This window comes from Paraburkholderia sp. CHISQ3 (genome assembly GCF_030464945.1).
GTDB lineage: Bacteria > Pseudomonadota > Gammaproteobacteria > Burkholderiales > Burkholderiaceae > Paraburkholderia > Paraburkholderia megapolitana.
The window spans coordinates 210729-229643 of the sequence record NZ_JALPRG010000005.1; the positions used below are offsets into that span (position 1 = coordinate 210729).

Annotated in this window: 18 protein-coding genes; 4 read left to right on the forward strand and 14 right to left on the reverse strand. The window is 61.9% G+C overall.

The window, feature by feature from the left end; translation table 11 throughout:
- Positions 1-41: 41 nt before the first annotated feature.
- Both M0D65_RS13650 and oxlT read right to left on the reverse strand, forming a co-directional pair.
- The gene (locus M0D65_RS13650; RefSeq protein ID WP_266253145.1) at positions 42-1025 is read right to left on the reverse strand and encodes a LysR family transcriptional regulator; all 984 of its coding nucleotides are present in this window, start codon (positions 1023-1025) and stop codon (positions 42-44) included.
- Between the two features lie 40 nt (positions 1026-1065).
- Positions 1066-2397, reverse strand: coding sequence for an oxalate/formate MFS antiporter (gene oxlT, locus M0D65_RS13655; protein WP_266253146.1), 1332 nt, complete (start codon positions 2395-2397; stop codon positions 1066-1068).
- A 210-nt stretch (positions 2398-2607) separates the two neighbouring features.
- Here oxlT and M0D65_RS13660 point away from each other — a divergent pair, with 210 nt between their 5' ends.
- Positions 2608-3555: a LysR family transcriptional regulator gene (locus M0D65_RS13660; RefSeq protein ID WP_091008904.1), complete on the forward strand. Its 948-nt coding sequence runs from the start codon at positions 2608-2610 to the stop codon at positions 3553-3555.
- 96 nt (positions 3556-3651) lie between these two features.
- A complete protein-coding gene (locus M0D65_RS13665) occupies positions 3652-3954 on the forward strand; it encodes a hypothetical protein (protein WP_266253147.1) in 303 nt (100 codons plus the stop codon).
- A gap of 85 nt (positions 3955-4039) precedes the next feature.
- Here the strand turns inward: M0D65_RS13665 and M0D65_RS13670 are convergent, their stop codons facing one another.
- From M0D65_RS13670 to M0D65_RS13700, 7 genes are all read right to left on the reverse strand, one after another.
- Positions 4040-4669 carry an NAD(P)(+) transhydrogenase (Re/Si-specific) subunit beta gene (locus M0D65_RS13670; RefSeq protein ID WP_266253148.1) on the reverse strand — a complete coding sequence of 210 codons (630 nt, stop codon included), beginning with the start codon at positions 4667-4669 and terminating at the stop codon, positions 4040-4042.
- A 12-nt stretch (positions 4670-4681) separates the two neighbouring features.
- A complete protein-coding gene (locus M0D65_RS13675) occupies positions 4682-5494 on the reverse strand; it encodes a fumarylacetoacetate hydrolase family protein (protein WP_091007938.1) in 813 nt (270 codons plus the stop codon).
- A 25-nt stretch (positions 5495-5519) separates the two neighbouring features.
- A complete protein-coding gene (gene frc, locus M0D65_RS13680) occupies positions 5520-6767 on the reverse strand; it encodes a formyl-CoA transferase (protein WP_266253149.1) in 1248 nt (415 codons plus the stop codon).
- A 504-nt stretch (positions 6768-7271) separates the two neighbouring features.
- The gene (locus M0D65_RS13685) at positions 7272-7991 is read right to left on the reverse strand and encodes a GntR family transcriptional regulator (protein WP_091007943.1); all 720 of its coding nucleotides are present in this window, start codon (positions 7989-7991) and stop codon (positions 7272-7274) included.
- On the reverse strand, positions 7969-8202 hold the full coding sequence (locus M0D65_RS13690) for a hypothetical protein (protein WP_266253150.1): 234 nt from the start codon (positions 8200-8202) through the stop codon (positions 7969-7971). The genes M0D65_RS13685 and M0D65_RS13690 overlap by 23 nt, the downstream gene beginning before the upstream one ends.
- A 182-nt stretch (positions 8203-8384) precedes the next feature.
- Positions 8385-9347, reverse strand: a complete 963-nt coding sequence (locus tag M0D65_RS13695; protein WP_266253151.1) for an NADP-dependent oxidoreductase — start codon at positions 9345-9347, stop codon at positions 8385-8387.
- A complete protein-coding gene (locus M0D65_RS13700; RefSeq protein WP_266253152.1) occupies positions 9344-10276 on the reverse strand; it encodes an aldo/keto reductase in 933 nt (310 codons plus the stop codon). The genes M0D65_RS13695 and M0D65_RS13700 overlap by 4 nt, the downstream gene beginning before the upstream one ends.
- Positions 10277-10356: 80 nt before the next feature.
- On the opposite strand from M0D65_RS13700, the gene M0D65_RS13705 reads away from it, so the two are divergent.
- Positions 10357-10962, forward strand: coding sequence for a TetR/AcrR family transcriptional regulator (locus M0D65_RS13705; RefSeq protein WP_266253153.1), 606 nt, complete (start codon positions 10357-10359; stop codon positions 10960-10962).
- 18 nt (positions 10963-10980) lie between these two features.
- On the opposite strand, the gene M0D65_RS13710 is transcribed toward M0D65_RS13705, so the two are convergent.
- Positions 10981-13248: an alpha/beta hydrolase domain-containing protein gene (locus M0D65_RS13710; RefSeq protein ID WP_266253154.1), complete on the reverse strand. Its 2268-nt coding sequence runs from the start codon at positions 13246-13248 to the stop codon at positions 10981-10983.
- A gap of 199 nt (positions 13249-13447) precedes the next feature.
- Positions 13448-14452, reverse strand: a complete 1005-nt coding sequence (locus M0D65_RS13715; protein ID WP_266253155.1) for an aldo/keto reductase — start codon at positions 14450-14452, stop codon at positions 13448-13450.
- A gap of 96 nt (positions 14453-14548) precedes the next feature.
- Here M0D65_RS13715 and M0D65_RS13720 point away from each other — a divergent pair, with 96 nt between their 5' ends.
- Positions 14549-15451, forward strand: a complete 903-nt coding sequence (locus M0D65_RS13720) for a LysR family transcriptional regulator (RefSeq protein ID WP_266253156.1) — start codon at positions 14549-14551, stop codon at positions 15449-15451.
- Here M0D65_RS13720 and M0D65_RS13725 read toward each other — a convergent pair.
- Genes M0D65_RS13725 through M0D65_RS13735 form a run of 3 tightly spaced genes read right to left on the reverse strand, consistent with a single transcriptional unit; the run spans position 15434 to position 18911 of the window.
- The gene (locus M0D65_RS13725; RefSeq protein ID WP_266253157.1) at positions 15434-16402 is read right to left on the reverse strand and encodes a VOC family protein; all 969 of its coding nucleotides are present in this window, start codon (positions 16400-16402) and stop codon (positions 15434-15436) included. The two genes, M0D65_RS13720 and M0D65_RS13725, sit on opposite strands and share 18 nt — an antisense overlap.
- Before the next feature lie 34 nt (positions 16403-16436).
- Positions 16437-17285, reverse strand: a complete 849-nt coding sequence (locus tag M0D65_RS13730) for a fumarylacetoacetate hydrolase family protein (RefSeq protein ID WP_091007966.1) — start codon at positions 17283-17285, stop codon at positions 16437-16439.
- A 27-nt stretch (positions 17286-17312) separates the two neighbouring features.
- Entirely contained in the window at positions 17313-18911 is a 1599-nt protein-coding gene (locus M0D65_RS13735) for a carboxylesterase/lipase family protein (RefSeq protein WP_091007968.1), read from the reverse strand.
- Positions 18912-18915: the final 4 nt, after the last annotated feature.

Here is an 18915-nt window from a genome sequence, read left to right on the forward strand (position 1 = left end):
CGGTCATGGAAATTCTGAACGGCAGGCATGTAAAACGTGCCTCAGGCCGTACGTAGCGTTGCGTCGTCGAGCGGACTGTCCGCGCTCGCGTCGTCGATGTCGCGGTGGACGTGTTGTGCGTTGCCGGCGCGTCTCACTTGCTTGCTGCCAGTGGCGAACTGCGACCACACTGCCTCGGCATTCGGTCGCAACGAGCGGTTGCGACGGCGCACGAGCATGGCTGTCAGCGTCGCTTCCGGATGCAACGGCCGCGCAACGAGCGTGGCTGCGAGAGTTTCGTGGGCGTCGACTGGCAGCACGCCGACACCCAGTTCGAGCTCGACCATGCGCAGCACTGCGGCAGCGTGTGCGAGTTCCTGCACTGCGCGCGGCCGCACGCCATGGGTCCGCAATGCACTGTCCACCGCCACGCGAACGCCGGACCCGGCATCCAGCGTGATGAGCGGCAGATGACTCAGCGCCTCCCATTCGATCGAAGCACAGTGTGCCAACGGATGCGCGATGGGCAACAACGCCCGCAGCGGCGTCGCAAACAACGGCTGCACATGCAGTGTCTCGGGACCTGGCAAGGTCATTGCGGAGATCACGCCGAAGTCGGTCTCGCCCTGCTCGACGCTCTCGATCACCGCGTCCTGCGACCAGTCCTTCACTGCCACGATCAGTTCCGGAAACGCGGCTGCGCAGCGCGCGAGCGCATCCGGCAACCAGCTCGACGACAGCACCGGGCAGCACGCGATCACGACCACGCCGGTGTGCCCTTCGTTCGCGGCGCGCTCTTCGCGCAGGGTTAGCTCGATTTCGTCGAGCAGCCGGCCGATGCGTCGCTCGAGACTCGCGCCGGCGCTCGTCAGTTCGACCTGGCGGGTGGTTCGATCGAAGAGCCGCAGGTCGATGGCTTCTTCGAGTTCACGCACGCAGCGGCTTACCGCCGACTGCGTCAAATCGAATTCGCGCGCCGCGCGGGTAAAACTCCGCTGACGCGCGACGGCGATGAAAACCCGCAACTGCTGCAGCGATACGTTCATCGGGTTACCTGTCGGGACTACGATCGCGATTCACTATTCGCTATTCACCGGTCTGCTCCGGCCAGTGGCTAAGACGCGAGGGGTTTCCGAGCGTACTGACCGCAGGCTTATCGCTCGCTTCGATCAACCGCGTGCGCATCGGTGCCAGGATGAATTTCGCGGCGACACCGGCGGCTATCGTGATCACCGCCGACGCGACGAACACCGCATTCCACCCGCCGGTCGCAGACAGCACCGACGCGATCGGCACAAGCAGCGCAGCCGTACCCTTCGCCGTGTACAGCGTGCCCGCATTCGCCGCGGCGTATTTGCTGCCGAAGGTGTCCGCGCAGGTTGCGGGGAAGATCGAGAAGATCTCGCCCCAGAACAGGAAGATCAGTGCGGCGAATGTCATGAACGCGTACGGGTTCGTACCGAACTGCATCATCCCGAGCAGCGCGAGCCCTTCGCCGATGAAGATCATGAACATCGTGTTCTCGCGACCGATCTTGTCGGAGATGAACCCGCACAGCGGCCGCGTGAAGCCGTTGCAGATGTTATCGATGGACAGCGTCATGGTGAGCAGCGGCAACGTCATGCCGAAGAAGCTCATCGGAATGCGGGCGAGGCCCCAGTCCTTCGCGATCGGGCCGATCTGCGCGGTCGCCATCAAGCCGCCTGCGGCGACCCCGACAAACGATAGATACAGCACCCAGAACACCGGTGTCTTGATCATCTGCCCCGGCGTGTAGTCGATCTTCGTCACCGCGAAGCGCCTCTTCACGGCCGACACCTTGCGCACCACGGGTTTTTTCAGCAGCAGGGCCAGTACGAAAATGCACACGCCCTGCAAGATGCCAAAGAAGAAGAACGTGTGCTCGTAACCGGAGCGCGTAATCATGTTGGCAATCGGAATCACAGTGACTGCGGCGCCCGCGCCGAAACCGGCCGCGGTCAACCCCGCGGCGAGACCGCGCCGGTCCGGAAACCACTTCAACGCGTTGCCGACACACGTGCCGTACACACCGCCCGCTCCGATCCCGGCAATCACCGAAGCGGTGTACAGCTCGGCCAGCGACGTGGCCCAGGAATACATCACCCATGCGATGCCCGCGCACAACGCACCGCAAGCGACGACCGGTCGCGGGCCGAACTTGTCGACGAGCCAGCCTTCCACAGGCACGAGCCACGTTTCAGTCAGAATGAAGAGAGAAAACGCAAGTTGAATGGACGCTTCGCCCCAGTGATGCCGCGTGTTCATCGGTGTGACGAAGAGTGTCCACGCGTACTGCAGATTCGCCACGAGTGCCATACACAACATACCGATGACGAGTTGCGACCACCGGTTCGATAGCCATGCAGCAGCCGGAACCGGCTGGGTATTCGCGTTCATGCGTTGTCTCCGCTATGTATTCAGGGTTGCCGGCGTTATTGCCGTGCTAGATGCGCCCCACCTTATAGTTGTGCCCGCCATTGGCGGCCCCGCTCGTTCAACCGCGTATTGAACCGATACAAATTCATCGATTCATCCTAGGGTCTATGCTGAATTAACGATAATTAAAGTTTGTTAGTATCAGGATTCACATCTGCTTATACATCGGGCATCACGATGAGAAACGCCACGCTGCGCCAGTTGAAGGTGTTCGAGACCGTGGCTCGTCATCTGAGCTTCTCGCGTGCCGCAGAGGAACTCCATCTCACACAGCCCGCCGTCTCCACCCAGGTGCGCCAACTCGAAGAACACGCAGGGCTGCCGCTTTTCGAACAGCTCGGCAAGAAGATCTACCTGACGCCCGCCGGGACCGAGATGCTGCATTACAGCCGCGCGATCATCCAGCAGTTCCACGAAGTGGACGAAGCGATGAGCCAGCTGAAGGGCATCTCCGGCGGCAAGCTCAACGTCGCGGTGATCAGCGCAGGCGACTATTTTTTTCCGCGCTTGCTCGCGGAATTCACGCGACGTTATTCCGGCGTGGTGCTGAATCTCGCGGTGCACAACCGCGAAGAATTGCTGCATCAACTGGCAAGCAACCAGACCGATCTCGCGGTCATGGTGCGTCCGCCGCACGAAATGGATGCGATCAACGAATCGTTTGCGCCGCATCCGTATGTGATCGTCGCCGCGCCAAATCATCCGCTTGCGCACAAGCGCAACATCAAGATGAGTCAGCTCGCGAATGAAGCGTTCATCGTGCGCGAGCGCGGCTCGGACACGTGGAATTCGATGGAAGAAGGTTTTGCGGGCCGGCTCACCAATCTGAAGATCGCGATGGAGATCAAGAGCACCGAGACGATCAAGCAGGCGGTGATCGCCGGTATGGGCATTGCGTTTCTGTCCGCGCATACGATCAGCCTCGAACTGCAGGTGGGACACCTGGTCGTGCTCGATGTCGAAGGCTTTCCGGTGATGCTCAACTGGTATGTTGTGCACCGGAAGAACAAGCGGCTGCCGCCGGTCGCGGTTGCGTTCAAGCGCTTCCTGATGGAGGAAGGAGCGAAGCTGATCGAACAGATCACGAGCGTGAAGTCGCTGAGCGTTCATAAGCAATAGGTTATGAAATTCCAATAAAACTTTAACTATTGCAAATCCATCGCGGACTCTATGCTGGAGTCGAGTTCATTCACTCGTCCACAGAGGAGTCCGACCATGAATCACGCTTCGACGGTGTCTCATGTCACCACGCGTGCCGCTCGCGTTAGCGCGGGCAGTCCCGACGATGCGCATCTGAGCGCTTACAACGCCGCGTTTAGCGACCTTGGCCTGCGCTTCCGTTGGGATCGCAGTACGCTCGACGCGCTCAACGAATTCCCGAGCGAAACGGCGCGGATCACGGCGTATATCGAGCGGTTTCATGCGCATCTTCATAAGGCCTATGACGCCGATTTCCTGGCGCAGCTGATCTTGCGCAAGAAGACCCTGTACTACTGCGAGTCCGCTTCCGGCTTCTGAACGCCTGCTTGTCTGTTTATCTGCGGCGCCCGCTGTTGCACCCTGCGCGGGCGTCGATTTTTCTCGACTATTTCTCCGGGTTCGATCAACGTCGCATCGCGCGATAACGTTGCTGCTGACGATCGCGACGCTTTGTTACGCTCCGGTGTGTATTTCGCCGGATCGCGCCGTTTATGGTGGCTTCGAGTTTCCACGGTTGCATGCAGCCGTCGCCCGCGCGTGCATGCGCGTCGACGTCGCGCCACTCGAAGCGCAGGCGCGACTGCACGCGTTGACCAGATGACGGGCATCGCAGATGAGCATGCGTCGTCAACGTGCCGGCCAGTACTACTCGATGCGCACCCAACGCGGCGGCAAGCGCGCCCATTGCGAGAAGCGCGGCTAGCGCAGGCATCTGGGCCGGTGCGGTGGCGAATCCATAACCGAGCCACACACACAATGCGAGCGCGGCGAAATCGACGAGACTGTCGCCGGGCCGCGCGATAGCGTGTGCCTCGAGCGTGCCGCGCAGTTTGCAAAACGCAACGAGTGAGGCCGCCAGCAGCAGTGCACCGATGAAGATCGCAGTACAAACCGCGACACGCTGCAGCGTGGGCGTCGTCGCGTCTGCGAAGTAACGAGCGAAGCCACCCACCATCGTAGCGAGCCCCGCCGAGCCGCCAAACAGCACCACGGTCCGCGACCGTCGCGTCAGATTGCCCATGCTGCGTGCCATGTTCCGGCGCGCTCAGGCCGGCACCGCCGCCGCGTTCGCCGCAGCGACATCCTGCCCGCCCACAGCAAGCACATTGCTCAACGTCCCGATTCCTTCGATCGACACCGCCACCGTCGCCCCGTCCTTGATCGAGCCGACACCGAGCGAGGTACCGCATGCAATCACATCGCCCGGTTCGAGCGTCAGGTCCTGCGAGATCAGGCTCACCTGCTCGGCGGGCGAGAACACCATGTCCGCCAGCGGATAGTTCTGCCGCTCGACGCCGTCGAGCGTCGTCACCACACGCGCGTCGCGCCACGCGAAGCCGGACAGGATCGCCGGACCGATGCAGCAGAACGTATCGAAGCCCTTCGCGCGGCACCACTGCGGAAAATGCGGGTTCTCGTTGAGGAGATCGGCGGCGGTTACGTCGTTGACGATCGTGTAGCCGAAGATCGCGGCCGCGGCTTCATCGACGGTCGCATTGCGACAACGCCGGCCGATCACGATGCCGAGCTCACCCTCGTAGACGATCTTTCCCGCGTAGTGCGCGGGCCGACGAATCGCTGCGCCGGAACCGATCACCGAACCCGGCGGCTTCAGCAGAAAGAGCGGGTGTGATGGCACCGGCTTGTCGAGTTTCGCGGCCAGCGCATGAAAGTTGTTCCACAACGCAACGACCTTGCCGGGCGCACACGGTGCAAGCGGCGTAAGCGTGCGCAGCGATAGCACAGCGCCGGTCGGCACAGGCTGATCGAGGCTGTCGTATTCGTGCAGATAGCCATTCTCGACACGACCGAACACGACACCGCCATCGTTCGACATGAAACGCATCCATGTATCCACAGCATTCTCCTTGCGGCATGGCCGCTCAAATCGCACCGGCCGCGCGCAATGCGCCGATCTGTTCCGTCGAATAGCCGAGTTCGGTCATTACCTCATCCGTGTGTTCGCCGAGCAGCGGCGAACGTTTCACCTCGGTTGGGCTGTCGGACAGCTTGATCGGATTGCCGACCGTCAGATACTTGCCGCGCACCGGATGGTCGACTTCGACGATCGTGCCGGTCTTGCGCAGCGAAGGCTCTTCGGCAATCTCCTTCATCGACAGGATCGGGCCGCATGGAATGTCGTAGCGGTTGAGGATGTCCATCGCCTCGAACTTGGTCTTCGTCATCGTCCAGCGTTCGATCTCGGCGAAGATGTCCTTCAGATGCGGCAGACGCGCAGCGGGCGTCGCGTAGTCGGGATCGGTGGCCCATTCCTCCCTGCCGATCACGTTGCAGATCTTTGCCCACACCGGGGCTTGCGTGATGAAGTAAATGTACGCATTCGGATCGGCTTCCCAACCCTTGCACTTCAGGATCCAGCCCGGCTGACCGCCACCCGATGCATTGCCCGCGCGCGGCACCGCTTCGCCGAAGGTGCCGTTCGGATATTGCGGATACTCCTTCATCACGCCCGTGCGTTCGAGCCGCTGCTGATCGCGCAACTTCACGCGGCACAGGTTCAACACACCGTCCTGCATCGCCGCGAGCACCTTCTGCCCACGCCCGGTCTGCACGCGTTGGTACAGCGCGGTGACGATGCCGAGCGCGAGATGCAGGCCTGTGCCGCTGTCGCCGATCTGCGCACCGGTGACGACCGGCGGACCATCGTCGAAACCAGTCGTCGAGGCCGCGCCGCCCGCGCACTGCGCAACGTTCTCGTAGACCTTGCAGTCTTCGTAGGGGCCGGGACCGAAGCCCTTCACCGAGGCCACGATCATGCGCGGGTTCAGTTCCTGGATGCGCTCCCAGGTGAAGCCCATCCGGTCGAGCGCGCCCGGCGCGAAGTTCTCGACCAGCACATCGCATTTCTGGATCAGCGTTTCGAGCACCTGCTTGCCTTCCGGGTTCTTCGTGTCGATCGTCACCGAACGCTTGTTGTGATTGAGCATCGTGAAGTAGAGGCTGTCGGCGTCGGGGATGTCGCGCAACTGTTCGCGCGTGATATCGCCGGCGCCGGCCCGCTCCACCTTGATCACATCGGCGCCGAACCACGCCAGCAATTGCGTGCAGGTCGGGCCCGATTGCACATGCGTGAAATCGAGAATGCGCACACCGTCGAGTGCTTTGCTCATGTCGTCTCCTGGCCAATCGGTTGAATAACGGTTGTCGACGGACGTGCCCGCTTTAGCGACGCCCCGCCACTGGGCGGCTGGCCTGTCCAAGGCAATTCAGAATGTGATATATCAGCTGCGCTCAGGCTCGATCTCAGCCACCAGATGCCGTTGCAGATGGCGCCTCTGCCCGTCCTGCCTGGGTTTCGGCGGTTAATCACCAAATCCCGACGACCTGCCGTCGGGAAAAATATCGAGTATCTTCATGCATTCTGCGTCGTTGATATATCACATACTACATTCCATTCTGCGTCAAGTGCAGGGTTTCCCGCAGTGCATGGCGCCGATTTACCAAGTGGGAAAAGACGGGATACCCGCGAATGTCGGGCGAGGGGCAACTGAAGGGGTACGGCGTCGGCGTGACGAGTCGTTGCGCCACGTAAAAAAAGGCCGACGGTAATTTGCCGTCGGCCTTCTGTTCTGATTCGCTGCTACACCCTGCACGGCACAGAGGCCGCCGGTTCTTCAATCCAGGAAGTCGCAGTTCGCTTCGACGAACGCTGCAAGATCGAGCGAGTGCTGGCGCACGAGCCGCTCGGCCAGTTCCGTGTCGCGCTGCTCCAGTGCTTCGATGATGCGCAGATGATCGACGATCGAACGCGATGCGCGGTCGCTCTGCGAAATGGTCATGCGGCGGATCGCGCGGACGTGAATGAAGATGTTCTTGATCGTCTCGAGGATGATCTGCGACTTCGACAACTCGACGATCGCCTGGTGGAACGCGATATTCGCATCCGAATACTCGGCGATATGTTCGGCCGGCGTCGCATCGCGGAAATTGTCGAACATGTGCCGCAGACGGGCGATTTCCTCGTCGGTCGCATGCAGCGTGGCAAGACGCGCCGCCATGCTTTCGAGCGCGGCCCACATCTGGATCATCTCGACGATTTCGCGCTTGCTCTTGCGCACGATATAGATGCCGCGACGCGGCACCATCCGCAGAAAACCTTCCTGCTCGAGCAGCGTCATCGCTTCACGCACCGGCGTGCGACTCACGCCGAGCGTTTCGCTCAGCACGCGCTCGTCGAGGCGGATTTCATCGTGTGACTGATAGATGTCTGCGTCGGCGATGGCCTGCCGCAGCATCACGTAGGCCTGATCGCGCAGGCTGACGCTTGCGTTGATCGGCTGGAGCGAGAGTGTGAGCGGACTCGCCACTGCTTCAGTTTGAAGTTCTGACGACATTCATCGCCTCTTGTTGAACATGCGCGCGATACGGCGTCGTTGCTGCTGCCGGCGCCTGCGTCGACACCGTTTCGCCGAGGCCGACGAAGCGGCCATGCTCCGCCGCCAGTTCGGCGACCGGCTGCGGGACCCACTTCGTCAAAAGAATCGTCGCGGCAGCGCCTAACCCTACAACGGATACCCCAAGCAGTGAAAGAGAAAGCAGATCCATTTGCAGCCCCAGAAGATTGAGTGAACAAGTGACTCAATGATATGGTGCATTGCCGCAAAAATCAATATTGCGTATGTAGTATATCAACGAGTCGTCATCCGGAGGTACTTCATCGCACAGCGAACACTCCAGCCAGGCGCACAATTCGCTGAAGCTACCCGACTACGGTGGCGATGAGGACGCTAGAAGGCAATGACCGGCCGGCCGCGCAGCCCCCCGGCTTCGAGTGAGCGCTGCGCGTCAGCGATTTGCTCGAGCGGGTATTCCGCTGCGACGCGCAGCCTGATCTCTGCTGCTCTGACCATGTCACGGAGCTGTTCAAGCCACTCGGTACGCTCGAGCGCCTCGACCACGAACACCGGCGCAATCCTGATTCCGCGCTCGGCCGGCTTGCCTCCCCAGCCGCGAACCGGGATATAGACGCCCCCATCACGAACGGCGCCAAAAGCACTTTCTGCAAGGACGGCCGTGTCGAGCAGGGCGTCAGCGCCTTCTGGTAACGCGTGACGAACGGCGTCTGCAAAGCTCGACCCACGCTCGATCACAACATCTGCGCCGTAACTGCGTACCAGTTCGGCTTCTTCCGGCTTCGCATCGGCAATGACCTTGATTCCTTGCCGTTTCGCGACCGCGATTGCGTAGTGCGCGAGAAGCCCGGCGCCGCCGCTCACGGCCAGGCATTGCCCTTTCTTCAAGGCAGCCAGTTCGAGCGCCCGGAATGCAGTCAACCCGTTCATCGGCAGGGTCGCGGCCTCCGCTATGGATACACCTTCAGGTATCCGAACAACTGAGGCGGCAGGCACCACGATGTACTGTGCCTGCGCTCCCCCTTCAGGGCGCCGCGGCATGACGGCCGCCATCACCTCCTCTCCGGGATGCAGGCGCGATACGCCCGGCCCGACAGATTCGATGATCCCCGCAGCATCCATACCGGGCACAACAAACGACGTCTGATCGCCTGCGCCCGCGGCACGGAGAAGCAGGTCTGTCGGATTGACCGCGGCCGCCTTCACCTCGATACGAACCTCGTCATCCGCAGGTGGCCGGACCTGACGTTCCAGGATTTCGATGACCTCATAGCCGCCCGGGCCTTTGTATGTAACGGCCTTGGCGGTAAGCGGCTGATCCGTCGATTGATCGGTCACAGTCTGACTCCGTGAGGTGCCTGAGCGGCTTTGGCGTCGTTGGCATCAAGCTCGGCAAGAACATCGCGGTCGAACGCTATCGACGCCGCAGCGACATTTTCTTCGAGATGCAAAAGGCTCGAGGTGCCTGGGATGAGCAGGATATTCGGCTTGTGAGCCAGCAACCAGGCGAGCCCGAGCTGGGATGGCTCGACGCCCATCCGCGCGGCAATCTGGATAACCTTCGGCTGGTCGATCACCTTGGGCCACTCAGCAAAACCAGCGCCTCCCAGTGGAAAAAATGGCACCCATGCGATCTGGTGATCGGCGCACAGGTCGAGCATGTCTTCGTATTGCCGGCTGATCATGCTGTAGGCGTTCTGAACACACACAATGCCTGCGGGGATGGCGCGCCTGAGTCCATTGAGATCGACGGCGCTGAGTCCGATCGCCTCAATCTTGCCCTCGTGTCGCATGGCGATCATCACGGCGAGCTGGTCATCGAGATCGACGATCTGGTCACCTTCGGCGGCGATGCCAGGGCCGACGTCCAGACGACGCAAATTGACGACCGCAAGCTGGTCTACGCCGAGGCTGCGGAGATTGTCCTCGACGCTGGCCCGTAATTGTTCCGGGCGCTGTGCCGGTCTGAGGTGGAATCTCCCTCCAGGATTGGGATCGGCCCCAACCTTGGTCGCCACGACAATCTGCGGCGCCTCGCGAAGCAGTTCACCGATCGTCCTGTTGACGAAACCGTTGCCGTAGAACTGAGCGGTGTCTATGTGATTGACGCCGAGATCGATGGCATGCCGAAGAAGTTCGAGCGCCTCTGCCGGCGTGTCGGCACTTCGCTGGAGTTGCATGGCGCCGAAGCCGATCCGTGCGACCTCGTGGGCGCCCAGGGGATAGCTTCCCGCACGGGCAGCAGGTCTCGAAGTATGCCGGGACATCAAGGGTTCTCCTATAATCACACCTTGGCGGAGGGTCCTCCGTTTTTCATCACCTTAACCGGAGGATCCTCCGCTTGTCAATGCCATCTCGCCAACGCGCCGATGCAACCAAGAACCGCGAGCAGATCGTCGTCGAGGCGCGCAGGCTGTTCTCGACTGCTGCCAGCACGACTTCGCTGGAGGCCATCGCCCGGGCGGCGGGCGTGGGAATCGGCACGCTCTACCGTCATTTCCCCACGAAAGAGGCGCTAGTCGAGGCGGTATACAGCTCTGAACTCGACGCGCTGGATCTCGAGGCCGAGGAGCTTCTCGCGAGGCATCTGGGCGCGGACGCGATGCGCCAGTGGATGGACCGCTATGCAAAGTTCGTCGCGACCAAACATGCCATGCACGATGCGCTAAGGATCGCAATGACGTTTCGCTCCGGGACCGTCTCCGAGACGCGCATCCGGATCAACGAGACCATCGAGAAGTTTCTGTCAGCGGGATCGCGCGACGGCAGCATCCGCAGTGGGATTCGAGCGGACGATCTCACCTTGAGCCTGGCCGGCTCGGTTGTCGCTGCGACAGCGTCGGCCGATGAAGAACAGGTCGGCCGCGTGCTCGATCTCGTGATGGCCGGACTGCGTTCGTCCGCTCCATCGGATAGCGACACCGATGGAACGAAAGCTCAAGCGACGCGTTAGCTGTGGGCCGACCAGATTTCAAGGTTGCGGCAACAGCGTGGCAGAAACGCTGCCCGCGTTTGCAATGAAGACGTTATTCGCGTCGTCCTGCAGCAGATAGCCCTGACTGACGAGTGCATTCGCCGCGGCCGCGACCGCCGCCTGGTACTTCGATCGGCTGCCTCCATAGAGGGTCGCCAGCGTGGCACGCGTATCGGTGCCGCCCGCCTGCGCAGCGGCATTCACCGCAAGCGGAATCGCCGAGCCGTTGGAAATGCAGCCGTCGCCGATCGCATGGCCCGCGCCGCGGTAGTTCCAGCCGGTATAGGTCGCGAGCGGCACGCTGACGTCGGGCACCAGCACGCCGGACGTCTCATTTCCGTTCGAATCCACACTCGGCACAAGAATCGTATAAGCCTGCGCGGCGTTCACGACCGGCACCGCATTGCTGAAGTCGGTGACGAACAACTGGTTGTATTCGCCATTGAAAGTGAGTTGCAGCAGCGTGGGGGTAGCGGCCGCTCCGCTCGGCACCTTCACGTTGGTCAGCGACGGAAAGCCCACCGCGATCTGGGTCGGTTCGACCAGCGTGCCGGAGGCGACCGTGGGATATTGCGAGGCTGGCGGCGGCGTGCCCTGGCCGATCCAGTTGACAAGCGCAGGAATCAGCGCGCGCTCCACCGGCGTTTCCTCAACCGGCGATCCCGGCAACTGACATTGACTCCCCGCTGCAGGCACAGTGAAATTGCCGGTCGTCACACCGCTGCCGCCGCCGTGCTGGGTCCCCGGCACCAGGTAGTAACGGACATTCTGCGGCAACTGGATATCGTTGCCACGCCCGTCGGTCACGACGAGCGACGCCGCACCGCCCCACCATTCGAACGCGCCATCGAGCTGCATGATCTTCGGACAGGTGTTGGTCGCCGTGCACTGCTTCAGGATGCCGTCGGTCGCCCCGCTCACAGGGTCGGTCGTGGTCGCGTAAGTGAACGGGAACTGGAAGCCGGGCATGAAGTGATCCTCATGCTGCTTCGACCATCTCCCCGGCTGTGCGAAGTCCGCATTGGTCCACGTACGGCGAGCGGCCGAAATGATCGGGAACATGCCATCGAACACAATCTTGCCGTTGCTGTCGACATTGAAGCCCTGATACAGAAAGTCCTTCATGAAACGGCCCGACTGCGAAATACCCTCGCCGATCGCGATATCGAAGTTCGTGCTGGTCGAGCACGACGATGCAACACATGCGGCGTTTTTCAGATCGTCGAGCGGATTGGGGACGCCTTGTGCATCGGTGGCGTCGTAACGCAGGAACGACACCAGATCGCGCAACGCAGCGAAGCCGATCCCGTCGACCGTCGGTGCAGCGGCCCGATAAACAAAACTGTAGATGGTCCCGGCATCGGGTGAAACTTGCGTGCCGTTCGGGCCAGGCACGCTCGCGGGCGGCGTGAACGACACTGAATAGTTGCCTTCATAGACGTTGTCTGGCGTGCTGATGTAGCGCCACGTCGCCACTGGCTGCGATGGCGCGGTATAGGTTTCGACGCCGCCCGGAATACTGCCGTAGGCAGTGAGCCACGACTGGCGCGCGGTGAACGTGACCGATGCCGTGTCGGACAGATTGGTCGGCGGGTAGGTCAGCGGAATGGTGGTCGGCGATCCGCCGGCGTAGTCCGGAATGAATTCCTCGCGGCTCATGGCGGTGATCGGTGTTCCGTCCGGGTTCGTCGCAACAGGAAAGGTGACGCCGAGCAAACCCGCGCCCGCTGTCGTGCTACTTCCGTTGAGCGGAATATCGCCTTGCCAGCCACTCCACAGGATCGTATAGCCGTTTCTCAGCAGCGACGGGAAACTCGACGGCGGCGCCGCACCGGTGTCGAGCGCGCCGCCACCCACAAAAGACCCCACGCCAAGTTTGCTGCCGCGGTTCACCACGTCGTAGAACAGTACGCGTGTCGCGGTCGATGCGCTCTGCGGGCGCAGGATGACGACGTCGGTCGAATAGGCGACGTCACCATCGCTGCCGACCGGCGCGTTCTTGATGTTCACAATGTCCGCATTGAGCGGATTGTTCGGATCGAGTTCGCCGTGTACGACGGCGGTGATCACCTGGTACGGGCCTGCCGCACCGGCAGGCGTCGCGCCATTGAAAGCGGGCACGCTCGAAATGATCTGGAAACTCTTGATGAAGCCTGCGCCGCTCGAGACAGGGGGTGGCGAATGTCTGTCGCCGTGCCCGCATCCGCTCATCGACGCGATCGCTACACCGACACCCACCGATACCGCTATCGACTGCACCTTCATGGCCACGCCCCCCAGACACGGTAAAGGGAAAGGAACGCGCGTGTGGGATGGACGAACCGTCGTCGAGCGACCAACGACCCGTGCGCCCAGAAGTCCAGTCGTTATTTGTGGAAAGCAGTCGGTATATTAATAGACTATCGCGATGGCTGCGCAAGCCAGCACGGATCAGCAGCAAGGCGATCTCTCAACGCCGTCGAACTCACGAAACAGCAGATCCGTTCCGTTCGCTGTCCAGATGTTCCAGCATTGCTTCGGGATATCGTGCCCCCTTCGCCGCACCCTTCGGGATGGCACGTTCGATGGAAACAAGATCGTCCTCGGAGAGGGTTACATCGAGGCTGCCGAGCGCCTCGGCAAGACGCTCGCGTCGACGGGCGCCGACGATCGGAATGATGTCCTCGCCCTGCGCGAGCGCCCAGGCGATCGCTAACTGGGTGGTCGTCACGCCTTTCGTCGAAGCGACCCGAGCAAGTTGCTCGACCAGTTGCAGGTTTGCAGCGAGGTTGTCGCCCTGAAACCGCGGACTGATGGATCGAAAGTCAGTTGTCCCGTTTGGATGCCAGTGTCCGCTGAGCAAACCGCGGCACAGCACACTGTAGGCGGTAATCGCAATACCGAGTTCGCGGCACGTCGGCAATATCCTGTCTTCGATCCCGCGCGACAACAGCGAGTATTCGATCTGTAAATCGGCAACAGGATGCACTGCTGCCGCACGACGGATCGTGTCCTCTCCGACTTCGGACAGTCCGATGTGCCTGATCCAGCCTTTCTGAACGCAGTCCGCCAGCGCGCCTATCGTGTCTTCGATCGGAACCGATCGGTCGAGGCCGCCCACCCGATAGATATCGATGTGATCCACGTTGAGACGACGAAGCGAATAGGCCAGATAATTCCGGACAACCTCGGGACGACCGTCCATGGGACCCCATCCTCCAGCCGGATCGCGCACGCCGCCAAACTTGACCGAGAGTTGATAGCGGTCGCGCGCAATACCATTCAGCGCTTCTGCGATAAGCAATTCGTTGAGCCCGGAGGCGTAGAAGTCACCGGTATCGATCAGCGTTACGCCGTCGTGGAGCGCGGCCTGTATTGTCGCGATACTTTCGGATCGGTCGGCCGGTCCGTATGCATCCGACATTCCCATACAACCCAGTCCGATAGCGGACACAGTGGGACCCGTAGATCCGAGCTTGCGATGTTTCATCAGTGTTCCCGTTCGATAATGTGACTTCACTATGCGCCTGCAGCGCTCATTCGATAACCCGTCCTGAGAAGAACGAGCCGTACGGGAGAGAGAACAATGGATATCTCCGATCTGACTGATATGAAGATGTTTGCGCTCGTCGCCGAGGCAGGCGGTTTCCGTTTCGCTGCGCTCAGGAACGGGCTGTCTGCGTCCTCGCTCAGCGACGCCATTCAACGCCTCGAAAAACTCAAGGGCGTCCGTCTGATGAACCGGACAACGCGCAGCGTCACGCCCACTGAAGCCGGTCAGCAGTTGCTGGAGCGATTGCGCCCGGCGCTTTCCGAACTCGACGCCGCGTTCGACAGTATTGCAATGGGTGACCAGGCGACAGGGACCCTGCGGCTCGACGTTCCGGGTATCGTCGCCCGGCATGTGCTTCCGCAAATTGCGTCAGCCTTCCTCGTCGCCCACCCGACGATCCGCATGGAAGTCACCGTCACCGAAGGGCTCGTAGATGTGTTTGCGGCCAACTGCGATGCCGGCGTGCGTTATGAAGAGCACCTCGCGCGCGACATGATCGCTGTCCCCATCGGGCCCGCGCGACAACGCCTGGTGGGAGTGGCGGCGCCGGATTACCTCGCCCGCCATGGGGTGCCCGCGCACCCACGCGATTTGAACGAGCATGCCTGTATTCGACACATGTTCGGTAGCGGGCGGAGAATCGTCTGGGAGCTCAAACGCAAGAAGGAGATCGTCCGCGTCGTGCCGGATGGTCGCCTCGCAAGCGAGTCGTCCGACGTGGAAGTGGCTGGCGCGGTGGCCGGCCTCGGCATCCTGTTCACCTTCGAGGAATTCGTCGCGGAGCCGCTCGCCGACGGCAGACTGGTGCGGGTCCTGAACGACTGGCAGGAGGAGTTCGCAGGCCCCAGGCTGTACTACAACAGCCGCCGCCAGATGCCGGCGGCGCTTAGAGTTTTTGTGGACTTTATCAAGTCGCAATCACGGAGTGGGCGATGACGAGGAATGCCGCACCGGTTCTTTCTCTTCTCCGCACTCGCTATTCCTGACAAAATTCTCGGGCACAGCCGGCCCCCAGAGGTACAGCGAATCCTCCGGCGGGAAGTCCCCGGCATCCCACTGTTCGCCCGCCGAGATGTAGTCGATATCCGCCGAATACTCGCAGAACGATCCCCACGGATCTTCGACGTAGTGAAAATAATTTGACCCCAGCACGTGCCGGCCGGTGCCCCATCCCTTCGTGTAACCTGCCGCGGCCATCTGCGCCGCGCCCTCGCCGACCCTGTTGATGTCGTCGACGTCCCACGCGCAGTGATGCCAGCCGCGTGCGGCGCTTTTGGCGAACGCCACCAGATGATGATCGCTGCCGTGAGGCGCGTGCGTGAAGGCGATGATGTCGCGCGATCTGTCCGAGAGCCGCAATCCGAGCGCACGTTCGTAGAAGTCGAGCGCGGCGAGCACGTCCGCGCTGAACAGCAACACATGCGACAGCCTGCGCGGCCTGACCGGCACCGACTCGGAGCGCGCGTGCGAGCCACGCGCATTCGCCGGCACACCTGCGAGCAGCGAAGGCGTCTTGCCCGACGGGCTGGTTTTCGGAGCCGGCTTCACCTGCACGGTATTGCCATCGGGATCGCGAAACCACAGCCCTTCTGCATCCGTCGATACTTCCACGCCTGTGCTCGCAATCTGTCGATGCAGCCGCTCAAGGTCGGCGGCGAAACAGCCGAACGACAGATACGCCAGCGATTTGCGCCCAGCCTGCAGGATGCGCGCCCAGCGATGCCCATCGGCGGCGTAAAGCTCGAACGCTTCCCCGGCATTCGCGGCATCGCGCGCGTCGAGGCCGAACGTCGTGTAGAAGCGGCGAGCTTCGTCGAGCGAGGGTACGTTGAGCGCGAAATGATCGATTGAATGAACGGCAGCATGGTCGGCTACAGAGGCAGACATGATGTTCTCCCTGAACGATACGCAATGCGTGAGCTCACAAAACGACCTCATCGGCGATCACGTTGCGCAGTGTGCCGATCTTTTCGACCGACACCTCGCATACGTCGCCCGCCTTCATCAGCAGCTTCGGCTGACGTGCCCAGCCGATCCCCGATGGCGTTCCGGAGACGATCACGTCGCCCGGCTCCAGCGTGATGGCTTCGCTAATGATGCTGATCAGGCTCGCGACGTTGAACACCATCTCGTCGGTGCTGGCCGACTGCACGACCTGACCGTTCAAGCGCGTCTCCAGACGCAACCCTTCGACACCAGGGGGCAGTTCGTCCGCGGTAACGAGATCGGGCCCGAACGCGCCGGTCGCATCGAAGTTCTTGCCCACGGTCCACTGCGGTGTCTTGAACTGGTATTCACGGATCGAACCGTCGTTGAACAGCGAGTAACCGACGACATGCGACAGCGCATCTTCAAGACGGATATGCCGGCCGCCGCGCCCGATCACGACCGCGATCTCGCCTTCGTAATCGACGCCGTCGCAATCCTCGACCGCCGGTCGAACGATCGGCTGGCCATGCGCAACAAGACTCGTCGCGACGCGGAAGAACAGCGTCGGATAGTCGGGTTGCTGATAGTTGCTCTCGGACGTGTGGTCCGCGAAATTCAGGCCGACACATATGATCTTCGACGGCCGCGAGAGCGGCGGCAACAGCTTCAGGCCATCGATCGCCAGCCGCTCGTCGCCGGCATGCGCACGCGCATAGGCCGTCAGATCCACACCCTGCGTGAGCAGCGCTTCCAGCGATACCTCGCCGATCACCCGCACGTGCTCGCCCTCCCGAACGCCCAGCATCGACCGGCCATTCTTCTCGAAACTGATGAAACGCATGTCCCTGCTCCTTCTTTCCCGATGAGGTTAAAAATGAAAACCCAGATTGCCCGGTGTCCGGAAGCTGTTCAAAAACGCAAAGCGCGCGGTGCCGACTTCGGCTTGCTGCTGCAACGGTGTCGCGAGACCCATCACCGTGCCACCGGCGCCGGTATACGTCGGCCAGCCGGGTAAGCCTGCGCCGTTCGGATTGCCGGTCTTCGCGAAGTTGGTCCAGTACGACGACATGGCATCGGACAGCGCCACGTCGCTTGCGCCTGGTGTGCCATGACCGTTCGGCACCAGATCGCCGAACACGTAGGGCACTTCGGAGACGTGGATCGGCAGCGGGTTATACGCCGACGTCTGGCTGAAGTAGTACGAATAGACCGGCGCGTGCAACGTCTTCAGATGCAGGTTGGCCATCTGCCAGGTTTGCGACGCTATCACCAGGTCGCCGGTGAGCAATACCTGCGACTGCTGCGCCTGCGCATCGCTCGCGGCGGGATAAAGCTGCAGAAACCGATCGATGTTCGATGCGCCGAATGCCGTCGTTGCAGCCGCGATGAAATCCTGCGCCGAATTGCCGGGGATGCCTGACGTCGCAGCGAAAATCGTGCCTTCGTCGGCGTTCTGGCCTTCGAGCAACGGCACGTCGCGTTGCAGTCCGCGCGCGAAGCGCGTCTCGGGATCCGTCGGCAGCACGAAACCATCGATGCTTGGGCTATACGCGGGCTCGGTCGGATCGGCCATCAATTGCGCGGCCGGTGCCGCGCGTAGCGCTGCGAGTGTCTGCGGACCACCCGACGCCGCACCGAGTTGCCCACCGATCTGCAACGCCGCCGCGTGGCTCGCCATCACACCTTTCGGACTTTCCCAGAATGCACCACTCTCGGCGATCGCTTTGGAAAACAACCCGCCCGTGATCGGCGACGCCATCAGGATGCCGACCGTATGCGCGCCCGCCGATTCGCCGAATACGGTCACGTTGCCCGGATCGCCACCGAAAGCCACTGCGTTCGCCTTGACCCACCGCAACGCCGCGATCATGTCCTCGATGCCGTACATCCCGGACGATTGGCCGGGCGCTTCACTGTCGAGATCGGTTCGCGCGAGAAAGCCGAACACACCGAGCCGGTAGTTGATCGACACCACTACCACGCCTTTTTTCGCGAGACTGGCCCCTTCCCAACGCGGGTCGCCCGAGGTGCCAAACTGGAAGCCGCCACCATGCAGCCAGACCATCACGGGCCGTCGTTCGCCCGGTCCTTTCGCTGCGCTCCAGACATTGAGCGTCAGACAATCCTCGCTTGCCTGACTGTTATCGACCGGTCCGAACGCCGTGCCCTGCCAGCACGTGTGGCCGTATTGCTGCGCATTGCGCACGCCAGACCACGGCTGGACCGGCTGCGGTGCGCGCCAGCGCAGCGGACCCACCGGCGGCGCCGCGTACGGAATGCCTTTGTAGCTCACCACACCCGACGCGTCCGGCGCGCCGCCCACGAGCACGCCCGATTCGACGATCGTCAGGCTGCCCGCGCCGGGGCCCGACGCCGACGCCGACATCGATGCATCGAGCGCGGCTAGCAGCAGCACGCCCGTTGCAACCTTCGCGGCAACATATCGCCAGCTCATCTTGTTTGTCATGACC